The following is a 25,063-nucleotide window of genomic DNA, read 5'->3' on the forward strand; positions in this document are numbered from 1 at the left end:
AGATTTAGATTCTATTTAGAGGAAAATAAGGAGAAACAAGGAAAAACCCTTACATATATTGTAAGGGTTAACGAAGTTCTAATCTTCTGGATAAAATTGATAAACTATAATTTACGATAAAGTACATACAAGCTACTACCATAAACGTTGGAATCATATAATTCACATTTTGTCCGCTAATAATTTGAGCATTATGCATAAGCTCTGGCAGTGATATAACAACTGCTAATGCTGTATCTTTCAGCAATGAAATAAATTGACTGACAAGCGGTGGAACCATTCTCCTTAATGCTTGTGGTAAAATGATATGCCAAAGCGCTTGCACATACGTTAATCCTGAAGATCTTGCGGCCTCAATTTGTCCTTTTTCAATCGATAATAGACCACTTCGAACAATTTCAGATATCATTGCTGCTTCAAATATTGTTAAAGCAACAATTACAGCTGTTATAATTTCTAATTTCAAGCCTGCTTCTGGTAGTGCAAAATACGTGAAAAATATAATCAAAAGTAGTGGTAAATTTCGAATTACTTCAACGATAATTCCTAATACTTGTGAGACGACAGGTATTTTCATGTAGCGCAATATCCCTATTACACTACCAATAATAAAGCTAAGTACAATTGCTACGAGCGCTACCTCTAACGTTATAAGTAATCCTTTTAATAAAAATAGAATATGATCCCCTGTAATTGCTCCCTTAAAATCCATTTACACCGCCTCCTTTGCTAAGCGTTTTTCTAAATAACGCACTAGCATACTGAGCGGAATTGTTAATATTAAATAAAACATCCCGACAAATATATATACATCAAACGTAACAAACGTCTTCGTTGAAATTAAATCTCCTTGATACATTAAATCAGCACCAGCAATAATTCCAAGTATTGAGGAGTTTTTAACTAAATTGAGAAACTGGTTTCCTAAAGGGGGAATTACAATTTTCATAGCTTGAGGTAAAACGACATGGTACATTGCTTGCGTATAAGTCAATCCTGAGGAACGTGCTGCTTCCATCTGACCTTTCTCGACTGATAGAATACCAGCGCGAATAACTTCCGCAATAAACGCTGCTGTATATACGGTAAGCGTAACTGTTCCTGCTACAAAACCATTTAAAGTAATTCCTATTACAGGTAACGCGAAATAAAATATAAATGCAATTAATACGAGTGGAATATTTCTTACAAACTCTACAAAAGCTGAACCTACCCAATTTAAAATACGAATCGGTGCGATGCGCATTACTGCCAAAATTACTCCTAAAATAAAACTGCCTATCAATGCAATTACACTAGACATAACTGTATATTTAAATCCTTCTAAATACATATCAATGTTATTCGTTAATATAGAAAAATCAGGCACATATTCTCCCCTCTTTCTTTACAAGAAGAGGATGAGCACTCTCATCCTCTCACTTTTACTATTTATCAAGAAAAATAAAGTTTCACTTTACTTCTCTTGTTTTTGACCGATCCATTTTTCATACAATTTATCGTATTCCCCGCTCGCCTTCATATCTTTTAGTAAGTTATTAATCTCTTTCGTTAAATCGTCTGCACCTTTTTGCACTGCAATTCCGTACGGTTCATCTGTAAAAATTTTTCCTACTACTTCATAATTAGAATCTTGTTTTGCCATTCCGTAAAGGATTGCATTATCTGTCGTTAACACATCACCTTTACCTGCCTTTAACGCTGTAAATGCCTCACTATAATTTTCAAATTCTAATACAGTCGCTTCTGGTGACTTTTGACGAATGTTATTTGTAGATGTTGATCCTTTTACAGCTAATACTTTAACGCCTTGTTTTATATCATCGATGCTCTTAATATTGCTTCCTTTTTTCACAAGTAACGATTGTCCGGCTTTAAAATATACATCTGAGAAATCCACTTCTTTTTTGCGCTCTTCCGTAATTGTCATTGTCGCAATAATTGCATCAATATCACCATTTTTCAGCATTGGAATACGTGTTTTAGACGTTACTTCTTTCAGCTCTAGCTTCTTTTCATCTCCAAGAATTTTTTTCGCAAGTGCCTTCGCAACATCAACATCGAATCCTTCTACTTGCCCTGTTGAAGGATTTTTTAATCCAAATAAATTCGTATCATTCTTCACCCCGACTACTAATTCTCCTCGTTTCTTAATTTGCTCAACAGCCCCGCCTTGCTTCGTATTTGTTTCCTTTGCCTCATCTTTCTTACTTCCGCATCCAGCAACAACAAGCACGAATAAACATGAAAATACGATTAAAGTAAATAACTTTTTCATTTTAAGCATGGAATTCCTCCTCTAATGATTTAGCACCCGACTTAAAAATAAACGAGCTCTTTCTTGTTCAGGATTTGCAAAAAATTGCGCCGGTGTCGTATCTTCAATAATTTGACCATCATCCATAAATAAAATCCGATCTGCTACTTCTCGCGCAAATCCCATTTCATGCGTGACAACGACCATTGTCATCCCTTCTTTAGCTAGCGTTTTCATAACATCAAGTACTTCCCCGATCATCTCCGGATCAAGAGCAGACGTAGGCTCATCGAACAGCATAATTTCCGGCTGCATCGCAAGTCCTCTAGCAATTGCTACTCTTTGCTGTTGTCCTCCGGATAATTGATGTGGATATACATTAGCCTTCTCCGGGATTCCTACTTTCTCTAAATAAAACATTGCTGTTTTCTCTGCTTCTTCTTTGGAAACTTTATTTACTTTAATCGGTGCTAGTGTAATATTTTGCAGAACTGTTTTATGTGGGTATAAATAAAAATGTTGAAAGACCATCCCAATATTTCGCCGTAATTCATTCATGTCCGTCTTTTTATTGTGTACCTCTGTATTTTGTACAATTAATTCTCCATCTGTAATTGCCTCTAATTGATTTATACATCGAAGCAATGTACTTTTTCCTGATCCTGAAGGCCCGACAACTACTACCACTTCTCCTTTTTTCACTTGCACATTAATATTTTTCAAAACTTGAAAATTACCATAATATTTATTTACATTACGAAATTCTATCAACATACTCCCCCTTCCCCTAACAACGCATGTACATTCTTTTTATATTCAAAAATAGTCCCAAAAATAACTTTCAGCTTCAATTTGTCCATAAGAAAAACCGGGAAAACCACCCGGTCCTTTTTCGTCTAGCGAAAATCCGATAAATTGTACATAATCCCATCAATCCCTGTGTAATCCTGCGGATACATATCTTCACCACATCGTTCACAGGAAAACCTAGGCGGAACAATCGAATCTCCTACATCCATGATATCAAATCTTCTTACCACAGAATCGGGAATATTTTCTGTTTGAGCACAGCCTACACAAACATACTGTACATAGCTAATTCGCTTATGTCCAACTGTGTTTTTCTTCTTTTTCTTTTTTCGATGTTTGCTTACTGGCGAAATAATCAATCACCCTCTTTAAATAATTTCGCGTATTTTGGCATAAAGCTACTTTTATTTTCCATTCTCTGCTTTCTAGGCAGACTTCCCCCTTGTATTCATAAAATGATTCACATTTTGGACAAAGAAGAGGATCTTTTTTTCCACTCGCGATAACTCGTTCCCTCCACGTCTGACGACGTAGTGTTTTTTTCACTTTTATTATCCAACGTCTGGCTTTCTTTTGCCATTCATTTAATAGTTTTTTACATAATGTTTTAATTCGACGTGCATACATGCCATAATGACGAATCATTTTGAATTGCTCATCTGGAATATGACGAATTAATCGAGAAATAAACTCTTCTACAGATATCGTTTCTACTTTTTTCCTCCCATCTAATTTGTCCGTATATGTAAAAGAAACAGATTGCCCATCATATTCCTCGATCCGGTTCAACCCAATAGCAGGTCGACGAATATAGCGGCCAATATACCGAAGTTGTTTTTTTACGTTTCCTTTCTGTTTCGGAGCATGTACATAGAAGCCTTTCCCATTATCAGAAAATGCTTTTTGAAGTTTCGATTGAATTGGCTTTTTTTCTGCCACCGTGAGCTCTTTTCGAATCAGTTTTAACACGATGGTTTGCCACTGTTTCCGAAGCATCTCAAACGGAAGAAAATCATACCCTTTCCACTCTCCAATCTTTGTCATCCCACCCATTGTAACAAGTATATGAACATGCGGATTAAAATTAATTCTAGTGCCGAAGGTGTGAAGACCTACGATAATACCGGGTGTTACCTTAATTTTCTTTTGAAAATAATCCACCAACAGCCTGGCGGCCTCATCCATAAAAATCTTTAATAAATGGCGGTGCAAAAGAAAAATATCTCGAAGTCCTTCATCTACGGTAAAAATAACATGACGATGATTCACCTGAAGTACGTCTTCTGAAAGAAGTCTACTCCATTCTTCACTTTCTCCTACAGAACAAGTTGTACAAAATCGTCCTTTACAACGATAAGGAACTTTTCGAACATGATGACACCCTTCACATACAAACAATTTAAATCCATTTTCAGGGTCTCCACACCCTCTAAATTTTTCAATTTCTTTCAAAACAACTGGACGGATCCTCGCTCCATATTTATCTTTAAATCGTTCCCAATGATTATGTTCATCAAAGAAAATACGTTTTAATATATTTGCTTCCATAACTAAAAAATATCACAATCTAGCGCATTATGGAAATTCCAAATATTGTTCAAAATCCCTTACATAACAAGCTTTCCAAGGAAGCAATTCGTGCTTAAAAACTTATACTTTCTTATCTTTTAAAAAAATTAGATATCCCTTTTCAAAACGGAAAAGGAATAATTTTATATATCGAATCTTTAGCAGACCCAAATTTAATTCATCAATTAGCTCTTGAACCCTTATTAACTCGATCTGATCTATCTTTAGATAAAGCATTTTCTACATTAAATATGAAAAAAGAAACGAATTTAAATTACGGTGTACAACTTTTATTACAAGGTAAATCTTTATATTTCCATGAACATGTCGAAAGCTTTTGTACTTTTGAAACAGCATTATCTTTAAAAAGAGCTATAACAGAACCTGATAATGAAGGGATTGTACGCGGACCACATACTGGTTTCGTAGAAGATTTAGCAACCAATTTAGCGTCTATTCGTAAACTCATAAAAAGTCCAAATGTCGTCGTTAAATATTTCACACTTGGTGAAGAAATGCACACGAAAGTGGCAATTACTTATATTCAAAATATAGCTAATGACGATCTCGTTGCAGAAGTGAAAAGAAGATTAGAAATGATTAAGACAGACGCACTCATGCCACCAGGCTACATACAAGAATTTATAGAAGATACGTCTTTCTCACCATTCCCACAGCAATTAAATACAGAGCGCCCAGATAGAACTGCTGCTAATTTAATGGAGGGACGAGTCGCTATTTTATCAGATGGAGATCCAACAGCACTTATCGTTCCTGTTACACTCTTTGCCTTCTATCAATCACCAGATGATTATAATAACCGCTGGATCGTCGGTTCTTTCGTCCGAATGATTCGCTTAGTAAGTTTCTTAATCGCCTTTCTCTTACCAGCTATATATATCGCAACCGTCGCTTTTCATCCAGATGTGTTGCCACTCGAACTCGTCTATACAATTAAAGCCTCATTAGAACAAGTGCCACTTCCTCCTATTTTTGAAGCTCTCTTAATGGAATTGATCTTCGAATTATTACGAGAAGCTGGTATTCGTTTGCCGAGCCGCGTTGGACAAACAATCGGTATTGTAGGCGGTTTAGTAATTGGGGATGCAATTGTAAAAGCTGGACTCGTTTCTTACACAATGATTATCGTTGTAGCTTTAACTGCAATTGCTTCTTTTCTCGTACCATCAAATGATATGAGTTCAGCAGTTCGGATTCTGCGTTTCCCGTTAATGGTTCTTGCTGCTATATTCGGCTATGTAGGGATTTCATTCGGCATAATTATAACTTTCGTTCATTTATGTCAACTTCATTCTTTTCATACACCATATCTTTCTCCTCTTGCACCAATGCGGATAAAAGATATGAAAGATTCCTTTGTAAGATTTCCAATTTGGTCATTTTGGGAACGACCACATGATTCAAAACCAAAAAAAATGCAACGACAACATGTAACGAGAGAGGATGAGAACGGTGACAAACACGCAAAGTAAAATTTCACTTGTTCAATTGACCTTTTTCGTTATCCAATGTCAAATCGGGGTTGGTATACTTTCTCTCCCAAACCGTCTTCACCCAATAGCAAAAGGTGGTGGATGGATTTCTGTTCTCATTGCGGGGCTGGCAACTCAACTTATCATTTTACTCATGTGGTTTTTATTAAGAAGGTTTCCTGATGCAAATATGTATGAAATTGCTTGTATGATGTTTGGTAATAAATTTGGAAAACTATTAGGGTTTTCTTATGTTTTTTATTTTACTCTTATCGGTATGACCGTTATGTTAAATGCATGTACCGTCATTAAAATATGGATTTTACAAGCAACTCCTTGGTACGCAATTCTCCTATTATTTACAATAGCTTGTTGCTACGTAGCCTATAATACCTTTAAAGTAATTGTACGATTTTATGTCATGGCCTCTATTCTCATTTTACCTATGGCGCTTTTAATTGGACTTGGGCTCTCACGGGCTGATTTTTCTTATATTTTTCCCATTACAGAGGCTGGATGGTGGAATATTATTAAAGCATCGAAAGAAACAATTACAGCTATGTATGGTTTTGAAATCTTTCTCATCGCATTTCCTAAAGTAAATGGGACTGCTGTTGCAAAACTAAAGGCAATTTCTATCGCTAACGGATTCGTAACTCTTTTTTATGCTTTTACTGTTTGGATTTGCTTTATCGTATTTAGTCCAAAGCAAGTTGAGCTTATTCCAGAGCCAGTTGCTTACTTATTGCGCTCCTTACATATTGGGATTGTAGACCGTACTGATTTAATATTCATACCAATTTGGATGATAACTGTCGTAGCTTCTATTGCTAGTTGTTACGCTGCTGCTTCTATAGGTATTGGGCATATATTCAACCTTGCTAATCATAAAAAATCTGTTCCAATTGTTGGAGTTATTTCTTTTAGTATCGCCTTATTTATAGATACACCTGAAGAATTAAAATTGATTGCAAATTTCACTGATAAATTCACTTATATTTTCATTATCGTTCTTCCTTTTTTATTTCTTCTTTATTCCTTATTAAGAAATAAGAAAGGAGCTCCATATGCACAAAAAAACAGTTAAATTATGTAGTATCTTATGTGCTAGCTCACTTCTTTCTGGTTGCTGGGATCAAGAGCCTTTAAGAGAGGCTAGATTAGCTTATAGTATTGGATTTGATATTACAGAAGAAAATCAACTTCAGCAAACGGTTGAACTTGTAAGAAGTTCAGGAAGCCAACAATCTTCATTTGAAAATGAAATACATTCAGCAACCGGCCGTAACATACGCGATACTAGCGATACTTTGAAAGAAAATGTGACTGGAAATATTCGCTATTTCAAATACGGTGTGCAACTATTGGGAACAAAAATTCAAAAAAAGGGGATATTACCTTATTTAGATATTAGTTTTCGGGACCCTACAAACCCCACTGCTCTGGTAAAACTTATTTCAGTAGATGGTGAAACAGCTGCAATACTAGAAAAAAAGAAAGTAGGAAATTTACTAATTGGAGATTTTCTAAAGAAAAAAATTAAAAGCTTAGAGGACATGAGCATATTTCCAAATGAAACTTTGGAAACAGCCGCTACAAAAATGTTAGATCCCGGCAAAGATTTCACCCTCCCATCTATAAAGCTAAAAGGAAAAGAAGTTGTAACCAATGGGATAGCTCTATTTAATAAGGATAAATTAACTGGGCTTTTACCTTCACGACAATCGGTACTCTTCGTATTACTAACTGATAAAATGGGAACGAGCGCTCGCATAACCCAAAAGCTTACAAATAGCGATTCATCTAATACGTCTGACTACATTACCATTGACGTGAGCAATCAGAAATTAAAACGAAACTTAAAAATAACAACAGATAAAAAAGGAAATGTTTATGCTCACATTAAGCTCCAACTAAAAGTTATAGCAATTGAATCTCCAAGAGATAATCTGTATACAATGGACGACAGAGAAAAACTAAATAAAGAACTGTCTAAACAGCTCACGAAAGAAGCGAAACAAATAACAAAAAAGCTACAAAAAGCAAACTGTGATGCTTTCGGTATCGGCAGACACCTTATCGCTTATCACCCTGAGTTATGGAGGAAAAAAAATTGGGATAAAGATTATGCAAAAGTAAAGTTTAAACCTGAAGTAGAAGTAAGCATTTTGTATAGTGGTGTCTTAAAATAAAAAGGTTGTATGCCCATGCGGCATACAACCTTTTTATTTCGTATATCGATACACAATTGATTCATATGGTCTTAAGTTAAGTTTTGCAATATCCTTGCTGGCATCTTTATAATTCGACAGTAGTACTTCTTGTTTCATTCCATCTAATTGAACGTGCGCTGGTACAGAGTACGTTATTTCTTCTCCATAGAAGTTATTTATAACAAGTAGTACTTCACTTTCTGTAGTACGAGTATATGCCCAAATTTCAGGATCATTTTTATCCAAAATAGCATATTCTCCTTCTGTAATTACATCATACGTTTTTCTAAGTTCTATTAACTTTTTATAATGATAAAATACAGACTCTTTATCTTCTAATGCCTTCTCTACGTTTATTTCTGTAAAGTTTTCAGCCACTGAAATCCAAGGTGTACTTGTTGTAAAACCACTGTTCATCTCTTCATTCCACTGCATCGGAGTACGAGAGTTGTCACGAGATTTCTGCTTTAAAATCCTTATAATCTCTTCTTTTGATAGCCCTTCTTTTAGCTTAATATCATATATATTTAACGATTCCACATCACGATATTGCTCGATGGATTCAAATTTAGGATTCGTCATACCGATTTCTTCCCCTTGATAAATATAAGGCGTTCCTTGCAGCATGTGCATGGCTGTCGCTAACATTTTTGCAGATTCGTTTCGGTATTTTCCATCATCACCAAAGCGTGACACGATGCGAGGCTGGTCATGATTACACCAAAATAACGCATTCCATCCTCCGCCCTTTTGCATTTCAATTTGCCAGTTAGACATAATCTCTTTTAATTTAATAAAATCAAACTCTGCTTTCGTCCACTTATCACCATTCGGATAATCTACTTTTAAATGATGGAAACTAAACGTCATGCTCAGTTCATTACGCTCAGGATTAGAATATTTAATACAATTATCAATTGTCGTAGATGACATTTCTCCAACTGTAATTACATCTTTTCCTGCAAAAACTTTTCGGTTCATCTCTTGTAAATATTCATGAACACGCGGACCATCTGTATAATACTTGCGTCCATCACTTGTCGCAGTATTACCTTCATCGTTTAAGAAACATTGGTCTTTTGAAATTAAGTTAATGACATCTAATCGGAATCCTGTTACCCCTTTATCCAGCCAAAAACGCATCATATCATATACTTCTTCGCGAAGTTGTTCATTTTCCCAATTTAAATCAGCTTGTGTTTCATCAAATAAATGTAAATAATATTGCTCCGTCTTCTCATCATATTTCCAAGCAGATCCACCAAACTTAGACTGCCAATTATTTTTTTCATCACGCCAAATATAGTAATTACGATATGGACTATTTTTATCTTCCTTCGCTTCTTTAAACCACTTATGTTCAGTCGAACTATGATTTACAACAATATCAAGCATAATTTCAATGTTACGTACTTTCGCTTCTGCTAAAAGTTCCTCAAACTCTTCCATCGTTCCGTAAGATGGATCAATGCTGTAGTAATCACTTACATCATATCCATTATCATTTTGTGGTGATTGGTATATCGGTGTTAACCAAATATAATCCACTCCGAGTTCTTTTAAATAATCTAGTTTCTCTGTAACCCCTTTTATATCACCGGTTTCTTTATTGTAATAGCTATTAAAGCTCTTCGGATAAATTTGATAGACTACACTTTTATGCCAATCCTTCATGTTTAACTTCCTCCTACTTCTGTTTGACTCTTTTTGCAAATAACCATGTTAAAGTAAATGGGATTACAACTGCAATAATCATTCCTACAATAAACATTGGAATCGATTTCGGAATGATAGAAATAAATGCTGGCAATCCGCCAATTCCGATAGCAGGTGCTAATACACCATTTAATGTAATGAATATCGCTGCCACAGCAGACCCTATAATCGCTGCATAGAACGGGAACTTATTTCGTAAATTCACACCAAACATCGCTGGTTCTGTAATACCGAAGTATGCTGAAATGGCTGATGTTGATGCCATACTTTTATCATTTTGATTTTTAGAAATCCAGAACATTGCAAGTGCCGCACTACCTTGCGCAATGTTAGAAAGAGCAATCATTGGCCAAATGAATGTGCCACCGTGCTGTGCAATCAATTGTAAATCAATTGCAATAAACATATGATGCATACCTGTAATTACAAGCGGTGCATATAATGCTCCAAACAATACTGCTCCAACTACTGGTACTGTTTCATATACACCTACTAATCCTACTGTTAATAAATCTCCAATATGACGTGTAACCGGACCGATAATTCCTAATGCTAACACACCTGTCACAACGATTGTTGTAATTGGTACAACTAATAATTGAATTGCATTTGGTACATGTTTCTTTAAGAAAATTTCCACTTTACTTAATACAAAAGCTGCTACTAAAACAGGTAAAATTTGTCCTTGATATCCTACCTTCTCAATTTGGAACAGTCCTAAAATATTGAAGTACTCAATCTTTTGACCCTCTAAACCAGTCGCTGCTTTTCCATAGTCCCAAGCGTTTAATAAGGCCGGGTGCACAAGCATTAATCCCATAACAATCCCTAGTATTGGACTACCACCAAAACGCTTCGTTGCTGACCACCCGACAAGTGCTGGTAAGAATACGAATGCTGTATTGGCCATCATATTAATTAAATCCCAAAGCCCGCCTAAGTTCGGATAAACATCTAATAAATTTTTCCCATCAAAAAATAAGTCCTTTGCCCCTAATAGATTGTTAATACCCATTAGTAAACCAGCTGTTACGATCGCTGGTAATATCGGCATAAATACATCCGAAAATATTTTCACAAACTTTTGAGCTGGATTTAACTTCTGATTTCCAGAATCTTTTACGTCAGCTACAGTCGATTCTTCCATACCTGCAAGCGTTATCAATTCAGCGTAAACACGATCTACATCCCCTGGACCAATTACAACTTGAAATATACCAGCGTTATGAAACGCTCCTTTCACTAATGAAACAGACTGTAATTTATCATTATCTATTTTACTTTCATCTTTTAAAGCGATACGGAGCCTCGTCACACAATGTGCAGCTTGTTCAATATTGTCTTTCCCACCAATATACTGCAACACTTCCTCTGCTGTTTTACGATAGTCTTTCCCCATATTCCCGTCCCTCTTTTCTTTTTTTGATACCGTTTACAATTACATATTAACTCGTATATATAAGTTAGTCAACACTCGTATATACGAGTTTGTGTTTTTTTTTTATAAAAAAAGAGATGAAACAATATTTTGTTCCACCTCTTTACTTCCTGCGTGCCACATCCGAAAAGTGAAAAATATCTAAACGGTGGCGTGATTCTGTGTATTCAAACTGACTTCCATCATACAAATGTGTAAAGTTTTTCACAACGACAACATAGTCTGTTCCATTTAAATCTAAATACTTTCTGTCATCCTCTGTACACGGCTGTACTTCAATTACCCTCTGCGAATAACTAATATGTAGCCCAAGCTCTTTCTCAATGTATTTATAAATCGATGCAGTTGCAATTTCTTTCGTTAATCCTGGAATAAACTCAGATACAAAATGATTTATATCTAAAATTACTTTTTCTCCATCAATATTTCGTACACGTTTAATATGATCAATCTCTGTTTTTTCTTTTACATTTAATAATTTCGCAATTTCTTTTGTGGCTTTTTCTTTGTCCATTTCCACAACTTCCGTAATACAATGACGTCCTAAACGTTCATTTTCTTCTTGGAAACTTACAATACCGCCAAAATTAAATTCAATATTTTTTCGCTTTAAAACAAAAACACCTTTTCCATGAATTTTTTGCACATATCCACGCTCTTGCAGTAAATCTACAGCTTTTCTTACCGTGCCTCGGCTTGCCTCATACTGCTTCATTAATTCTGTTTCTGATGGGATTTTGCATCCCTCTTTTAATTGTTTATTATCAATAGATTTACTGATTTCTGTATAAATTTGTTCATACTTACTCATCATCTACAATAGCCCCTTGTCACCTTCTAATTCTATATGTATTATAACATGCTTCACTCTTCTGCCAATCTCTCACTTATTTTCCAGTACAAGAAAAATATAGGTAAATATTTAATCTTTAAAACGTATTTTTATAAAAATTTTTATATTTTTCTTTTCATTCAAAAAAACATGTAGTATACTAACTTCAAAATCAGAGGAGAAAGGGAGCAAAGAACTATGCTTACTTATACAACAACTGTAGTTTCATTTGCACAAAAACATCATCATCATACGTAACCCTTGAAACCTAGCGGAAAAATTACGCGTAGGTACAAGGGTTATTCCCGTTGTACCTACGCTTTGGCGAAAGAGCCATGTAGGTATTTTTTTATCTACATGGCTCTTTTTTTATTGTCAAAAAGCTAGTAAAAAATGATGTTTAAGCAAAACTTACTACAAAGGAGTTAACAAAAATGGAAACGAAAAAATGGGGATTATGGGTTTTAACAGCATTTGTTATCGGGAATATGGTTGGCGGTGGCGTATTTATGCTTCCAGCAAATTTAGCACAAGTATCAGGGCCAATGGGTTCTACACTCGCATGGAGTATTACAGGCCTTGGCGTATTTATGATTGCACTTGTATTTGGAAATTTAGCGATTCGGAAACCAGAATTAAAAGCTGGACCACAAAGCTACGCTCAAGCGATGTTTCCTTCAAAAAAAGCTGGTAAAGTTGCGGGATATAGTATGGCATGGGGATATTGGGCTGCTAACTGGGCTGCAACAGCATCTGTTATTATTTCCTTTGCTGGATATTTATCAACATTCTTTCCAGTTTTACAAAGTAAGCAAATTCTTTTTTCAATAAACGGATTTTCACTAGAACTCGGAAAAGGATTAACTTTCCTCGTATGTAGCCTTATGCTGTGGGGAATTCAATATATTCTTTCTCAAAATATTGATCGAGCTGGAAATATGAATCTACTTGCTACCATTGCAAAAATTATCGGATTTACAATGTTTATTGTAATTACATTATTCATTTTCAATGCCTCTAATTTCGGAGACGGTCAAACCTTTATGAATGAAGCAGGACAATCCATCTCGTTAGGTGGACAAATCAATTCAGCTGCTATTGCAACACTCTGGGCATTTATCGGTATTGAATCAGCAGTTATGCTTTCTAATCGTGCAAAATCACAGCGCGATGTAAAAAAAGCTACGATTTTCGGATTAATTATCGCTCTTCTTATTTACATGTCAATTACTTTACTTACAATGGGAGCTCTTCCGCAAGATGCTTTAAAAGAGTCTCAAAAACCATTAGTAGACGCATTAAATTTAGCAATTGGAAATAAAGGCGCATATATCATGGCTTTACTCGCTCTTATATCTTTATTTGGATCTACAGTTGGTTGGATTGTTGTTAGTTCAGAAGTACCTTACCAGGCAGCAAAGAATGGACTTTTCCCTAAGTTTTTCGGGAAAACAAATAAAAAAGGTAGTCCTTCAAAATCATTATTGATTACAAATGTAATGACGCAAATTTTCTTATTTTCAACGATTTCTGGTACTGTTTCAGAAGCGTATAGTTTCGCTATTGTCGTAGCAACATTAGCCTATTTAATTCCATACCTAGTTTCTACTCTGTACCAATTCAAACTGGTTATTACAGGAGAAACGTATGATATAATGCCTGGTTCTCGAATAAAGGACGGGATCATCACTACATTAGCATTTGTATACTCAATTTGGGTTATCAAAACGGGAACTGCTGATTTAAAAACGTTCTTCTTAGGAATTGGATTGTTCGTATTAGGTCTTATTCTTTATCCAGTACTAATGAAAGACTCACAAAAAACGGATTAAATAAAGAGAAGCTGCTGGCTTCTCTTTTTTATTAAAAATCTGTAATTAACTTTTCTTTTAACTCTCCTACAGATAAAGGTTTCGCATAATAAAATCCCTGTACATAATCACAGCTCATTGATTGTAACAAACTCTCTTGCTCTACTGTTTCTACCCCTTCAGCAACTACTGCTAAATTTAAACTATGAGCAATTTCAATAACAGATTTTACAATTGTTCGTTCTGGTTGCGCGTGATCATAATGAAATTCACGAATAAAATTACGATCAATTTTCACAATATCCAGTGGTAGTTGTTTTAAATAATATAAGGAAGAATAGCCAGTTCCGAAATCATCCAAAGCAATTAAAACACCCATATTTCTTAATTCTTGTAATGTAGCAATAATATAATCAAAATGGCGGACTGCAATGCTTTCCGTTATTTCTAATATTAAACGGTTCGGAGGAAAACCAGTTCTCTTTAAAATGCTACGTACAGACAAAATAAAACGTTTCTGCATTAATTGTTGTATAGATAAATTCACAGATAACTTTAGTCCTTCTTGATAATTTGGCAATGTTTTAAACAATCGGCACGATTTTTCTAATACCCAGTCTCCTAGCTTTATAATAAGTCCAGACTCTTCAGCTACCGGGATAAATTCGCTTGGTGCAATGGGGCCGTCTTCTGTCATACAGCGTACTAAAGCTTCTATACCAGAATATCTCTTCGTTTTCAAATCAATAATAGGCTGCAATGCTACATCTAACTCTTCATCACGAATTGCCTTTTGCAAAGCAAACTCAACTTTCATTCTACGATTTATTTTCGCCCGTAGCTCATCTGTAAAGAAACATGCAGCGTTTCTACCTTGTTCTTTTGCACTATACATAGCTAAGTCAGAGTTTTTCAATAACGTTTCCACGTCTAGTCCGTCTTGTGGATAAGAACAAAGTCCTAGACTAGCTGAAATGTATACTTCATGGCCTTCCAACATAAATGGTGCCTGAAAACATGACAACACAGATGTCGCTAACTGACTCATATCATCTTGCCTATGATTTTTTGTTAACAGCACAAATTCGTCGCCACCTAGCCTAGCCAGAACATCTTTCTCTCCTAGTACATAATGCAACCGTGAAGCGACTTCGCTTAAAAGTAAGTCCCCTATCATATGACCTAACGTATCATTTACTAATTTAAAACGGTCCAAATCAAAGTAAATCATACCAAATTCTTTTTTATCTGCAATCAATTTATTAACGGTTGTTATTAATTGCAAACGGTTCGGCAAACTGGTTAAAGCATCATGATAGGCAAGTTCCCTATAACGACTTTCACTTAGCCGCAATCTATGTTCTGCTTCTTTTCTACTACTAATATCATTTCGAATTGCGATAAACTGGTATGGCTCTCCTTTTTCATTTAAAAATGGAACAATTGTTGTTTTGACCCAATAATATGTACCATCTTTTGCTCGATTCCGAATCTCACCTGTCCATACTTTCCCATTCAAAATACGTTTCCATAAGTTTTGAAAAAAGGTTTTCGGATGATGTCCTGAATTTAAAATACGGTGATCTTTTCCAATTAATTCTTCTCTTTTGTATTTAGAGATTTCACAAAATTTATCATTTACATATGTAATAAGACCTTTTCGATCTGTAATTGCAACAATTGAAGACTCATCTAATGCTAACTTTAAATCTCGCAATGAAGAGTCATATAATGCATGACCTCTCTGTTCTAGCATGCGCATCTCTCCTTGCTTCCTATCTGACTAAAACACAACCTGTTTCTCTTCATAGAAATAGAGATATTTCATTTTCTAATACTAGCCCATTACATAAATTATCTTTTTAAATAGACCGATTAAAATAACATAATATTATTTGTAATAAAAAGCAATATTATACCGTTTCAATTATAACTAGTAGCTTCTCATCTCCCTAATTATTTCGCACCTTATTATACTGCAATCCTTTTAAGTGGCTCTATCCAAGCCCTGTTTCTAACTAATACCATTCACATCTGATCTCTTTACTCTTTAATAACAAAATAGAAATTAGACCATACTACATAACTATTCACGAATAATAATATGAAAATCTACATTAATGTATATGTTTTTGAATTACAATAACAAAATATTAACATATTTTCACCTTAATTTTGGAAGTATTTTATAAATAAATACCGTATTAAACTAAAAAAGAGGGTAGCCTCTTTTTTAGTTTAATACGAATATGGTATTTGCTGATAACCTGGGTATGGCATTGGATACGTTACAGGGTATGGTGATGGATAAGTTACTGGATATGGCGCTGGATAATACCCTCCACTTGCTGCACCCGTTAATGCGCCAGCTGTCAGTCCACCTAACACTCCTCCTGCAAAGCTTCCAGGGAAAAATCCGCCTCCCCATGAACTCCCCCCCCAGCCCCATCCGCCTCCGTGATGATGATGGTGATCATGGTGATTGTGTCCTCCATGGTGATGATGTCCGCCGTTATGATTGTGCCCACCATGATTGTGTCCTCCATGATGATGATTCCGATAATACAATCCATTATTTTCTATATAATTCATGTTTCTCCGCTCCTTTTCGATTTTTTCATTTTCATATGCATTAAGAGTGGGATAAAAATGTGATAGTACACTGTATGTAGGACAAATGCGGAAAGTATAGGTGAAATGTCTATATTTTGTAAAAAAAGCAAAACACCTTATAATAAAGATGTCATATTACATCTTCTATTTAAGAAATCTATATTGAAAAAAGATTAGGGGAATTATATAGAAATGAAGAAGCCTATCGTTCAGTTACTATTAATATTTACAATTGTATCTATCGTTCTGTTCCTATTAAATACATCGTATATTTCGTTATATACATTTGTCGGTGCTCTATGGTCCATCACAATCGTAGGAATTTCATTCGTTATCTTTATAGAAAATAGATCTCCACAAAGCACATTGGCATGGTTTTTAGTATTAGCACTTCTTCCTATTATAGGTGTGCTTTTATACGCTATTTTCGGGCGCAGCCGCTGGAGAAGAAAAAAACATCTCCATCGTTCAGAAGAACAAAGAAAATTATTCCGTGAAATATTAGAAGGAAGAAGACTAGAGTTATTACTCACAGTCCCACTAAATGAACGTTCCATACATTTAACAGAAGTCATACAAAAATTTGGAGGCGGTCCTGCCGCAGATAAAACAACTACAAAACTTTTAACAAACGGAGATCAAACATTTTCAGAAATTTTGCGAGCTATAGAGCAGGCAAAACATCATATACATATTCAATACTACATTTATAAATCTGATGAAATTGGTACAAAAGTTCGAGATGCTTTAATACAAAAAGCAAAAGATGGTGTTATTGTACGCTTCCTTTATGATGGTCTTGGAAGTAACACGTTAAGAAGACGATTTTTGCAACCTATGAAAGAAGCTGGGATTGAAATTGTAGAATTTGACCCTATTTTTTCAGCTTGGTTACTTGAAACTGTCAATTATCGTAACCATCGAAAAATTGTTATTGTAGATGGAGAAATTGGTTTTACCGGAGGACTCAATGTCGGTGATGAATATCTTGGCCGTTCAAAGAAATTTCCTGTTTGGCGTGATAGTCATCTAAAAATAGAAGGAAAAGCATTATATAAATTACAAGCAATCTTTCTAGAAGACTGGCTCTATGCCTCTAGTGGTTTAAATACTTATTCCTGGGATCAATTCATGAATAGACAATACTTCCCAGGTAAAGAGATTTCACATGCAGAAGGTGCTGTTCAAATCGTAGCAAGCGGACCAAGCTCCGATGATAAAAGTATTCGTAATACATTATTAGCTGTTATGGGCTCTGCAAAAAAATCCATTTGGATCGCTACACCCTACTTTATTCCAGATCAAGAAACTTTAACATTATTACGCTTAAGTGCAATTGCCGGAATAGATGTACGGATTTTATATCCAGGTAAAAGTGATAGCATCATTAGTGATCAAGCATCTCAATCCTATTTCACTCCACTTTTAAAAGCTGGTGCTTCTATTTACAGTTATAAAGATGGTTTTATGCATGCAAAAATTGTACTCGTTGATGATACAATTGCAACTATCGGAACAGCGAACATGGATGTACGTAGCTTTGAATTGAATTACGAAATTATTAGCGTACTTTATGAATCAAAAACAGTTCACGATATTAAACGTGATTTTGAAAAAGATTTTAAACATTCAACTGAAATTAAATGGAACTCTTTCCAAAAAAGAAGTATAAAAAAACGCATATTGGAGTCTTTCATGAGGCTCATTTCTCCTTTACTGTAAGCAATCAACTTCATCTTGATTGCTTTTTCTTTTCCCTTTATCCTCCTTCCTTTTCTTTGCATACCATATTAAAACAAGTTATCATAAGATGTATTACTTTATGAAAATAATGTTAGGTGGGAAATACATGTTAGAACAATTTCATATACATTCTGATTTAAAACAGCAGCTTTCTACGATTCATGAAAAGAATAAACAAGAAGCTGGTGAAAATGCTCATTTAATCGGTACTAAAATATATAAAGCATCTGATAACAGCATTATCGAAGATGCGATTACAGCACTTCTTCTTGGCAAGAACATTCTATTAAAAGGACCGACTGGTAGTGGTAAAACAGTACTAGCGGAAACTCTTTCTTCTTTATTTCAAAAACCAATGCATAGCATTAACTGCTCTGTCGACTTAGATGTAGAAGGTATTTTAGGATACAACACACTACAAACGAAAGATGGTGCATCTGAAGTTTCATTCGTTAACGGTCCTCTTATGAAAGCAATGAAGAACGGTCACTTCCTATATATTGACGAAATCAATATGGCAAAACCTGAAACTTTACCGCTACTTCACGGCGCATTAGATTACCGTAAAATGATCACAAACCCATTTACACAAGAGGTTGTATACGGTGATGAAGAATACCGTGTAATTGCTGCGATTAACGAAGGTTACGTTGGAACAAGTGAACTAAATGAAGCATTAAAAAACCGTTTTGTTATTATTGAAGTTCCTTACATTCAAGGTGACACATTAAAAGAACTATTATTAGCAGAATCAAAATTAAATGATGTTGCAACAATTGAAAAGTTTGTTGCATTTGCAAGCGACCTTATGCCTTTAGCTCGCGATGGACGTGTAAGTGAAGAAGCAGCAAGTATTCGTGGTATTATCGACGCATGTGATTTAGGTGTATATATTCCTGTTATGCGCGCTATTGAACGAAGCATAATTGCAAAACTTAATGATGAAACAGAACAAATGACTGTCCGTGAATTAGCAGAAAGTTATTTCTTTGAGGGATAATTTATGAGACAAATTTTTAGTGACAAAAAAATTGATGCGTCGCTGTTTCTACAAATGGAAAACTTAATGTATGCCCTTCTAAAAGAAGACGATGCCTATCTTGAATATGGCTATAAAGCATACTACGACGAAATTGAAAAGAAAGTTGTCATTAGTCACTTTTGGGATGATCGAAAAGAAGAAGATACAGTAATCGGATTAAAAAGCGAAGTGTTCTTAAAAGCACTTGGTAATAAACATTACTCGGACATGACTTTAATTCGTTCTTATGCGATTGAATTGCAAGAATCGCCCCTAAAAAAGTTTTTAACACAATTATTTGTTCTATTAGAAGATTTACGCGTTGAGGAAATCGTAAAGAACTTACGTCCTGGCACGAAGCATATTTTTAAACGCCGAAAAGAAATGTACCGCAATTATTTCGGCTCTCAAAATGAAATAAACCGCGTTCGTAATTATCACGGTGATCGTTTGTTTTGCCTATGCTATCTTTCATTAACGAGCGATAAATATGAAATGTTTAATAATGAATATTTTGAGCAAATTGAAGCGATTTTACATGAAACATTCCAAGCACGTAATACAGAAGATATTATGTATGTCGTTGAGAAAATTCGCTATCGCTTAGAGGCGCTTCTTGAAAGTGATATGCTTAACAACTATTTCGGACATGCTCCACTTTACTTATCTGTTCTTGCAGACGAAAAGAACTGTCGCGTCGAAGATTTAGCAAATGATGATACACAGCTTATAGATGACGATGAAAATAAAAACAAAATGGATGAAAGTTTCTCCACATGGCATCGTGAAAATAAAAATAACGAAAACGAGAACTTTTTACGCTTTGAATTAGAAAGCGGAACAAAAACAAACATGATGGGCGATACTGCTCGTGAATCAGAAGATGGCGACCAAGCACTTGGTTCTGTACAAGGTACTTCTCAAAAAAGTACACAATCCAACTTTGATGGCGCTGATACAGAAGAAGCAAGAGCTTCACACGCTTCTAGCCAGCACGACGGTGCATACGGTAAGTATAATGTAGGTGCTTCTCATACATTTAAAGAAGCTCGCAAAGCAAATATCGATGAGAAAAAAGATTACCAAGCTATCAAATCAGTCGTCAATAAAGATGTAAAAGAATTAAAGAAAATTATCGAAAAAACGATTGAAAATAAAACGAATGCGAATAGTGATAAATATTACGGAAGGCTTCGCAAAAAATTCCTTCGTATTTATACCGAAAAACAACCGCGTATGTTTTATAAAAAAGGACAAGAGTCACAAGAACTCGATGTTGCATTCCAACTGTTAGTTGACTGTTCTGGTTCTATGTATAACAAAATGGAAGAGACGAAGAAGAGTGTTGTACTATTCCATGAAGCTTTAAAATCTTTAAAAATCCCGCACGCTATTAGCGGATTTTGGGAAGATGCCTCTAGCGCTAAACCTGAAGATAAGCCGAACGTTATCCATGAAGTTGTAAATTATAAAAACTCAACGTTACCAAACGTTGGTCCGGAAATTATGCAACTTCGTGAAGAAGAAGATAACCGCGACGGATATATTATTCGTATCGTTTCTGAAAAGCTTGCAAAAAGACCTGAGAAACATAAATTCTTACTAGTCTTCACAGATGGTGAGCCTTCTGCGCTAGACTATCAACAAGATGGAATTTTAGATACGCATGAAGCTGTTAAACTCGCGCGTAAAAGTGGCATGGAAGTAATCGGTATCTTCATCGAAGAAGGCGAGGCAAAAGAAGCAACTTATCAATTGATGAAGAACATTTATAACCATCACTTCTTAGTTGCAAATCATGCTGAAGATTTACGATTGAAGATTAAACCATTACTGAAAAAATTATTACTGAAGACGATTGAATAGAAGATAGGAGCCTTGTGGCTCCTGTTTTTTCATTCAATTACTTTGTTTCTGGTTGAAACTTATATGGAATGGCTACTTCTAATAAGGATTCAAATCCTCCGTCATAGTATGGGAAGCGCTCATTCGCAATTGTTCGATCCACCCACTCTATTGCAGAAATTTCACCTTCATCTTCCGCAATAAGTTCACCTTTTACTACATTCGCTCGGAATGTAAAAAATAGTGCATGATTCCCTGATTCCTCAAAGAATTTTTCATTGATCGCAACAAGTCCACCTAACGTAGCAATTAAACCTGTCTCTTCTTTCACTTCTCTTATTAGTGCTTCCTCTAATATTTCACCTTTTTCCACAGCCCCACCTGGCAATGACCAAACGTTTTGTTCTGCATTATGTACCATTAATATTTTATCTGTTTCCTCGTCATGTATTAGTGCGTATACGACATCTACTCTTTGCATAAGACTTCTCTCCTCCCAAAAATAATGAAGAGCCGATTCCTAAGAATCGACTCTTCCTATTAATTCATCACTAACTCAGCTGTGAGCTTTTTTTTTAACTTAGCCAACATGTCCGTTGTCATTTTGTCTAAATCGTATTCTGCTTTAAAGCCCCACTCTTTCATTGCTGCAGTTGCGTCAATAGAGTTTGGCCAACTATCAGCGATTGTTTGACGAGCTGAATCTACTGCATAATCCATTGTAAACGTCGGAATGTGTTTACGAATTGATGCTGCAATTTGCTCTGGCTCAAAACTCATTGCCGTAATGTTAAATGCATTTCTATGCACTAGCTTACTTGGATCAGCTTCCATTAATGAAATGATCGCTTGTAAAGCATCAGGCATATACATCATGTCCATGTACGTTCCTTCAGCAATGTATGAGGTGTATGCACCTTTTTTAATCGCCTCATAATAAATTTCAACTGCATAATCAGTCGTTCCGCCTCCTGGAGGAGCTACGTAAGAAATTAAACCTGGGAAACGGACACCGCGCGTATCTACGCCAAACTTTTGATGATAATAATCACATAGTAATTCTCCTGCTACTTTGTTTACCCCATACATCGTAGTAGGACGCTGAATTGTATCTTGCGGTGTATTATCTTTTGGCGTCGATGGACCGAATGCACCGATCGAACTTGGCGTGAAGAACTTACAGTTTAATTCACGAGCTGCTTCTAATGCATTTACAAGTCCGCCCATATTTAAGTTCCATGCGAATAACGGATTTTTTTCTGCTGTTGCTGAAAGTAAAGCTGCTAAATGAATAATTGTATCTACTTCATTATGCTTTGCAATATCATGTAATTTTTGTCCATCTGTTACATCTAACGTTTCAAACGGACCAGACTTTACTACTTCACTATCTGTTTCACGAATATCTGTTGCAATAACATTTGATGCGCCGTATACATCACGAAGTTTCATTACTAGTTCAGAACCAATTTGCCCTAAAGAACCGGTTACTAGAATTTTTTTCATTTTCCCCACTCCTCATTTGCAAGCTATTCAAAAGATGCCCTTACTTAAATGATGCCCATTTCTTTTCCTACTTTTTCATACTTACGAATTGCTTCATCTAACATTTCTTTCGTATGAGCTGCTGTAGGCATATTACGAACACGACCTTTTCCTTTTGCTACAGTTGGGAACACAATAGATTTTGCGTATACACCTTCTTCATTTAGACGCTTACTAAATTCTTGTGTTAACACCTCGTCCCCAATAATACAAGGTGTAATTGGCGTTTCACTTTCCCCAATGTTAAAGCCAAGTTCTTTTAATCCTTGTTTTAAGTAGCGGCCATTTTCCCATAAACGATCATGTAACTCTGTGCTTTCCATTAAGATTTCAATTGATCTCATGCAAGCTGCTGCATCAGCTGGTGTTAATGCTGTAGAGAATAAGAATGGACGTGAACGAACTTTTAACCAGTCAATTAAGTTTTGTTTCCCTGCTACATATCCACCAATTACCCCAATTGCTTTTGATAATGTACCAATTTGGAAATCAACTTTATCAGATAGACCGAAGTGCTTTACAGTTCCTGCACCTTTTCCAAGTACACCTGAACCGTGTGCATCGTCTACATATGTCATTAAATCTAATTCTTCTGCAATCTCAACAATTTCTGGTAGTTTTGCAACATCTCCATCCATTGAGAAGACACCGTCTGTAATTACCATTAATTTATTGTAAAGACCCGATTCTTTCGCCGCGATTGCTTTTTGGCGTAAATCTTCCATATCAGAATGTTTATAAACAATAATTTTTGCCTTTGATAGACGACTACCATCAATAATAGAAGCATGGTTTAATTCGTCTGAAAGAATTGCATCATTTTTATCCATAACAGCTGAAATCGCTGCCATATTACAGTTAAATCCTGATTGGTAAGCAATTGCCGCTTCTGTATGTTTAAACTTTGCAATTGTCTCTTCTAATTTAATATGCAAATCTAAAGTACCGTTAATTGTACGAACAGCTCCTGCCCCAACACCGTACTTATGAATTGCACCAATTGCTGCTTCTTGCAAACGGCTATCTGTTGCTAATCCAAGATAGTTGTTTGAAGATAAGTTAATATATTCTTTTCCGCCAATTGTAATGATTGGTCCATTTGAACTCTCAAGCGGATCAATTACGTTATAAAGCCCCTTTGATTTTAAATCCTCTAAATTTTCTTCTAAAAATTTTGCAAGTGTTTTACTAGACATCGTGAAGCCTCCCATCGTTCATGTAAGCGGATTATTGTCTTAATAGTTCTAATAATCCCTCTACTAGCTTAACACGTTTTCAGAATTTATTATAGAAAAATAGTTTAAAGTAACCGCTTACAATTTTAGATTATATATGATTCATTATAATAAATCTATCATTTACTTTTCATATTTGATAGAATTAAAAAAATATTTTGGGAGGTTTCAAACATGGCATTTACAGAATCTGATGTATACAATAACACAGCATTTTTCGAACAATATATGAAACGAAGATACCGAGAAAATAGCCCAAATGAATCCATTGAAAAACCAGTATTCTTTCAGCTCATTGGTCATGTGCAAGGAAAACAAATTCTCGATTTAGGCTGTGGTGACGCTAAGTTTGGTGCGGAATTATTAGAAAAGGGATGCTACTCTTACACTGGCATTGAAGGCTCCGAACTTATGTATGAAAAAGCTAAAAATCAACTAGAAAATAAAAATGGATCTGTTCATTTTTTAAACCTCAAAGATTATACCTATCCCTCTTCCACTTTTGATTTAGTAACATCTAGACTCGCCTTACATTATATTGAACATCTTGATACCATTTTTCAAAATGTGTTTCAAACTTTAAAAACAAATGGCACCTTTACCTTTAGCGTTCAACATCCCGTTATTACTTCTTCATTTGAAAGCTTACAAACAAGTGGTAAAAGAACGAGTTGGCTCGTCGATGATTATTTTAAACTAGGCAAACGGGTTGAACCATGGATTGACCAAGAAGTTATTAAATATCATCGTACAACGGAAGAGTATTTCACATTATTACAGCAAGCTGGATTTACCATTACATCATTAAAAGAAGCTACACCAAATCCAATCTATTTTCAAAATGAAGAAGAGTATAAACGTCGCTTACGAATTCCTCTCTTCCTCTTATTTTCTTGTACCAAATAAAAAAAAAACGATGAAT

General features: G+C 35.3%; 20 protein-coding genes and 1 pseudogene. 8 read left to right on the forward strand and 13 right to left on the reverse strand.

Annotated elements, in window-relative coordinates:
- Positions 1-67: 67 nt before the first annotated feature.
- The 5 genes from MHI28_RS14590 to MHI28_RS14610 all read right to left on the reverse strand — a co-directional run bounded on the left by MHI28_RS14590 (position 68) and on the right by MHI28_RS14610 (position 4,615).
- A complete protein-coding gene (locus MHI28_RS14590) occupies positions 68-712 on the reverse strand; it encodes an amino acid ABC transporter permease (RefSeq protein ID WP_000345975.1) in 645 nt (214 codons plus the stop codon).
- On the reverse strand, positions 713-1,369 hold the full coding sequence (locus MHI28_RS14595; RefSeq protein WP_001112685.1) for an amino acid ABC transporter permease: 657 nt from the start codon (positions 1,367-1,369) through the stop codon (positions 713-715). It abuts the gene before it with no gap.
- 87 nt (positions 1,370-1,456) lie between these two features.
- Positions 1,457-2,287: a glutamine ABC transporter substrate-binding protein GlnH gene (glnH, locus tag MHI28_RS14600; RefSeq protein WP_000916474.1), complete on the reverse strand. Its 831-nt coding sequence runs from the start codon at positions 2,285-2,287 to the stop codon at positions 1,457-1,459.
- 12 nt (positions 2,288-2,299) lie between these two features.
- Entirely contained in the window at positions 2,300-3,028 is a 729-nt protein-coding gene (locus tag MHI28_RS14605) for an amino acid ABC transporter ATP-binding protein (protein ID WP_002162934.1), read from the reverse strand.
- A gap of 333 nt (positions 3,029-3,361) precedes the next feature.
- Positions 3,362-4,615 carry an IS91 family transposase gene (locus tag MHI28_RS14610; RefSeq protein ID WP_100910182.1) on the reverse strand — a complete coding sequence of 418 codons (1,254 nt, stop codon included), beginning with the start codon at positions 4,613-4,615 and terminating at the stop codon, positions 3,362-3,364.
- Positions 4,616-4,731: 116 nt separating this feature from the next.
- Between MHI28_RS14610 and MHI28_RS14615 the strand changes: the two are divergent.
- The 3 genes and pseudogenes from MHI28_RS14615 to MHI28_RS14625 all read left to right on the forward strand — a co-directional run.
- A pseudogene (locus MHI28_RS14615) lies at positions 4,732-6,129 on the forward strand (spore germination protein); the annotation flags it as partial.
- Positions 6,110-7,216 (forward strand): GerAB/ArcD/ProY family transporter, encoded by a 1,107-nt coding sequence (locus tag MHI28_RS14620; protein WP_000185806.1) that lies wholly within the window; start codon positions 6,110-6,112, stop codon positions 7,214-7,216. The pseudogene MHI28_RS14615 and the gene MHI28_RS14620, both read left to right, overlap by 20 nt.
- Positions 7,197-8,321: a Ger(x)C family spore germination protein gene (locus MHI28_RS14625; protein WP_000549147.1), complete on the forward strand. Its 1,125-nt coding sequence runs from the start codon at positions 7,197-7,199 to the stop codon at positions 8,319-8,321. Before MHI28_RS14620 ends, MHI28_RS14625 begins: the two co-directional genes overlap by 20 nt.
- A gap of 33 nt (positions 8,322-8,354) precedes the next feature.
- Here MHI28_RS14625 and treC read toward each other — a convergent pair whose 3' ends face one another.
- From treC to treR, 3 genes are all read right to left on the reverse strand, one after another.
- Positions 8,355-10,016, reverse strand: coding sequence for an alpha,alpha-phosphotrehalase (gene treC / locus MHI28_RS14630; RefSeq protein WP_000656108.1), 1,662 nt, complete (start codon positions 10,014-10,016; stop codon positions 8,355-8,357).
- A gap of 13 nt (positions 10,017-10,029) precedes the next feature.
- Positions 10,030-11,457 (reverse strand): PTS system trehalose-specific EIIBC component, encoded by a 1,428-nt coding sequence (gene treP / locus MHI28_RS14635; RefSeq protein ID WP_000513939.1) that lies wholly within the window; start codon positions 11,455-11,457, stop codon positions 10,030-10,032.
- A gap of 142 nt (positions 11,458-11,599) precedes the next feature.
- The gene (treR, locus tag MHI28_RS14640) at positions 11,600-12,310 is read right to left on the reverse strand and encodes a trehalose operon repressor (protein WP_000987242.1); all 711 of its coding nucleotides are present in this window, start codon (positions 12,308-12,310) and stop codon (positions 11,600-11,602) included.
- A gap of 452 nt (positions 12,311-12,762) precedes the next feature.
- On the opposite strand from treR, the gene MHI28_RS14645 reads away from it, so the two are divergent.
- Positions 12,763-14,160, forward strand: coding sequence for an amino acid permease (locus MHI28_RS14645; RefSeq protein ID WP_000448446.1), 1,398 nt, complete (start codon positions 12,763-12,765; stop codon positions 14,158-14,160).
- A 31-nt stretch (positions 14,161-14,191) separates the two neighbouring features.
- On the opposite strand, the gene MHI28_RS14650 is transcribed toward MHI28_RS14645, so the two are convergent.
- Both MHI28_RS14650 and MHI28_RS14655 read right to left on the reverse strand, forming a co-directional pair.
- Entirely contained in the window at positions 14,192-15,895 is a 1,704-nt protein-coding gene (locus MHI28_RS14650; protein WP_000893348.1) for a putative bifunctional diguanylate cyclase/phosphodiesterase, read from the reverse strand.
- A gap of 482 nt (positions 15,896-16,377) precedes the next feature.
- A complete protein-coding gene (locus MHI28_RS14655; protein ID WP_001106404.1) occupies positions 16,378-16,731 on the reverse strand; it encodes a hypothetical protein in 354 nt (117 codons plus the stop codon).
- Between the two features lie 213 nt (positions 16,732-16,944).
- Here MHI28_RS14655 and MHI28_RS14660 point away from each other — a divergent pair, with 213 nt between their 5' ends.
- The 3 genes from MHI28_RS14660 to MHI28_RS14670 all read left to right on the forward strand — a co-directional run bounded on the left by MHI28_RS14660 (position 16,945) and on the right by MHI28_RS14670 (position 21,382).
- Positions 16,945-18,474: a cardiolipin synthase gene (locus MHI28_RS14660; RefSeq protein ID WP_000743027.1), complete on the forward strand. Its 1,530-nt coding sequence runs from the start codon at positions 16,945-16,947 to the stop codon at positions 18,472-18,474.
- Positions 18,475-18,601: 127 nt separating this feature from the next.
- Positions 18,602-19,495 carry an ATP-binding protein gene (locus MHI28_RS14665; protein WP_000892989.1) on the forward strand — a complete coding sequence of 298 codons (894 nt, stop codon included), beginning with the start codon at positions 18,602-18,604 and terminating at the stop codon, positions 19,493-19,495.
- 3 nt (positions 19,496-19,498) lie between these two features.
- Positions 19,499-21,382, forward strand: a complete 1,884-nt coding sequence (locus MHI28_RS14670; protein WP_001248845.1) for a vWA domain-containing protein — start codon at positions 19,499-19,501, stop codon at positions 21,380-21,382.
- 37 nt (positions 21,383-21,419) lie between these two features.
- Here MHI28_RS14670 and MHI28_RS14675 read toward each other — a convergent pair whose 3' ends face one another.
- The 3 genes from MHI28_RS14675 to MHI28_RS14685 are packed head-to-tail and all read right to left on the reverse strand — an operon-like array spanning position 21,420 to position 24,102.
- Complete coding sequence (locus MHI28_RS14675; RefSeq protein ID WP_001189930.1) at positions 21,420-21,842, reverse strand: NUDIX hydrolase; 423 nt, start codon at positions 21,840-21,842, stop codon at positions 21,420-21,422.
- Between the two features lie 59 nt (positions 21,843-21,901).
- Complete coding sequence (locus MHI28_RS14680; protein WP_000723120.1) at positions 21,902-22,867, reverse strand: L-threonine 3-dehydrogenase; 966 nt, start codon at positions 22,865-22,867, stop codon at positions 21,902-21,904.
- 44 nt (positions 22,868-22,911) lie between these two features.
- Complete coding sequence (locus tag MHI28_RS14685) at positions 22,912-24,102, reverse strand: glycine C-acetyltransferase (protein WP_000095903.1); 1,191 nt, start codon at positions 24,100-24,102, stop codon at positions 22,912-22,914.
- A 213-nt stretch (positions 24,103-24,315) separates the two neighbouring features.
- Here MHI28_RS14685 and MHI28_RS14690 point away from each other — a divergent pair, with 213 nt between their 5' ends.
- Positions 24,316-25,047 carry a class I SAM-dependent DNA methyltransferase gene (locus MHI28_RS14690; RefSeq protein ID WP_000885973.1) on the forward strand — a complete coding sequence of 244 codons (732 nt, stop codon included), beginning with the start codon at positions 24,316-24,318 and terminating at the stop codon, positions 25,045-25,047.
- The last annotated feature ends 16 nt before the right edge of the window (positions 25,048-25,063 follow it).

The organism is Bacillus sp. FSL K6-0268, from assembly GCF_038005425.1.
Classification (GTDB): domain Bacteria; phylum Bacillota; class Bacilli; order Bacillales; family Bacillaceae_G; genus Bacillus_A; species Bacillus_A thuringiensis_S.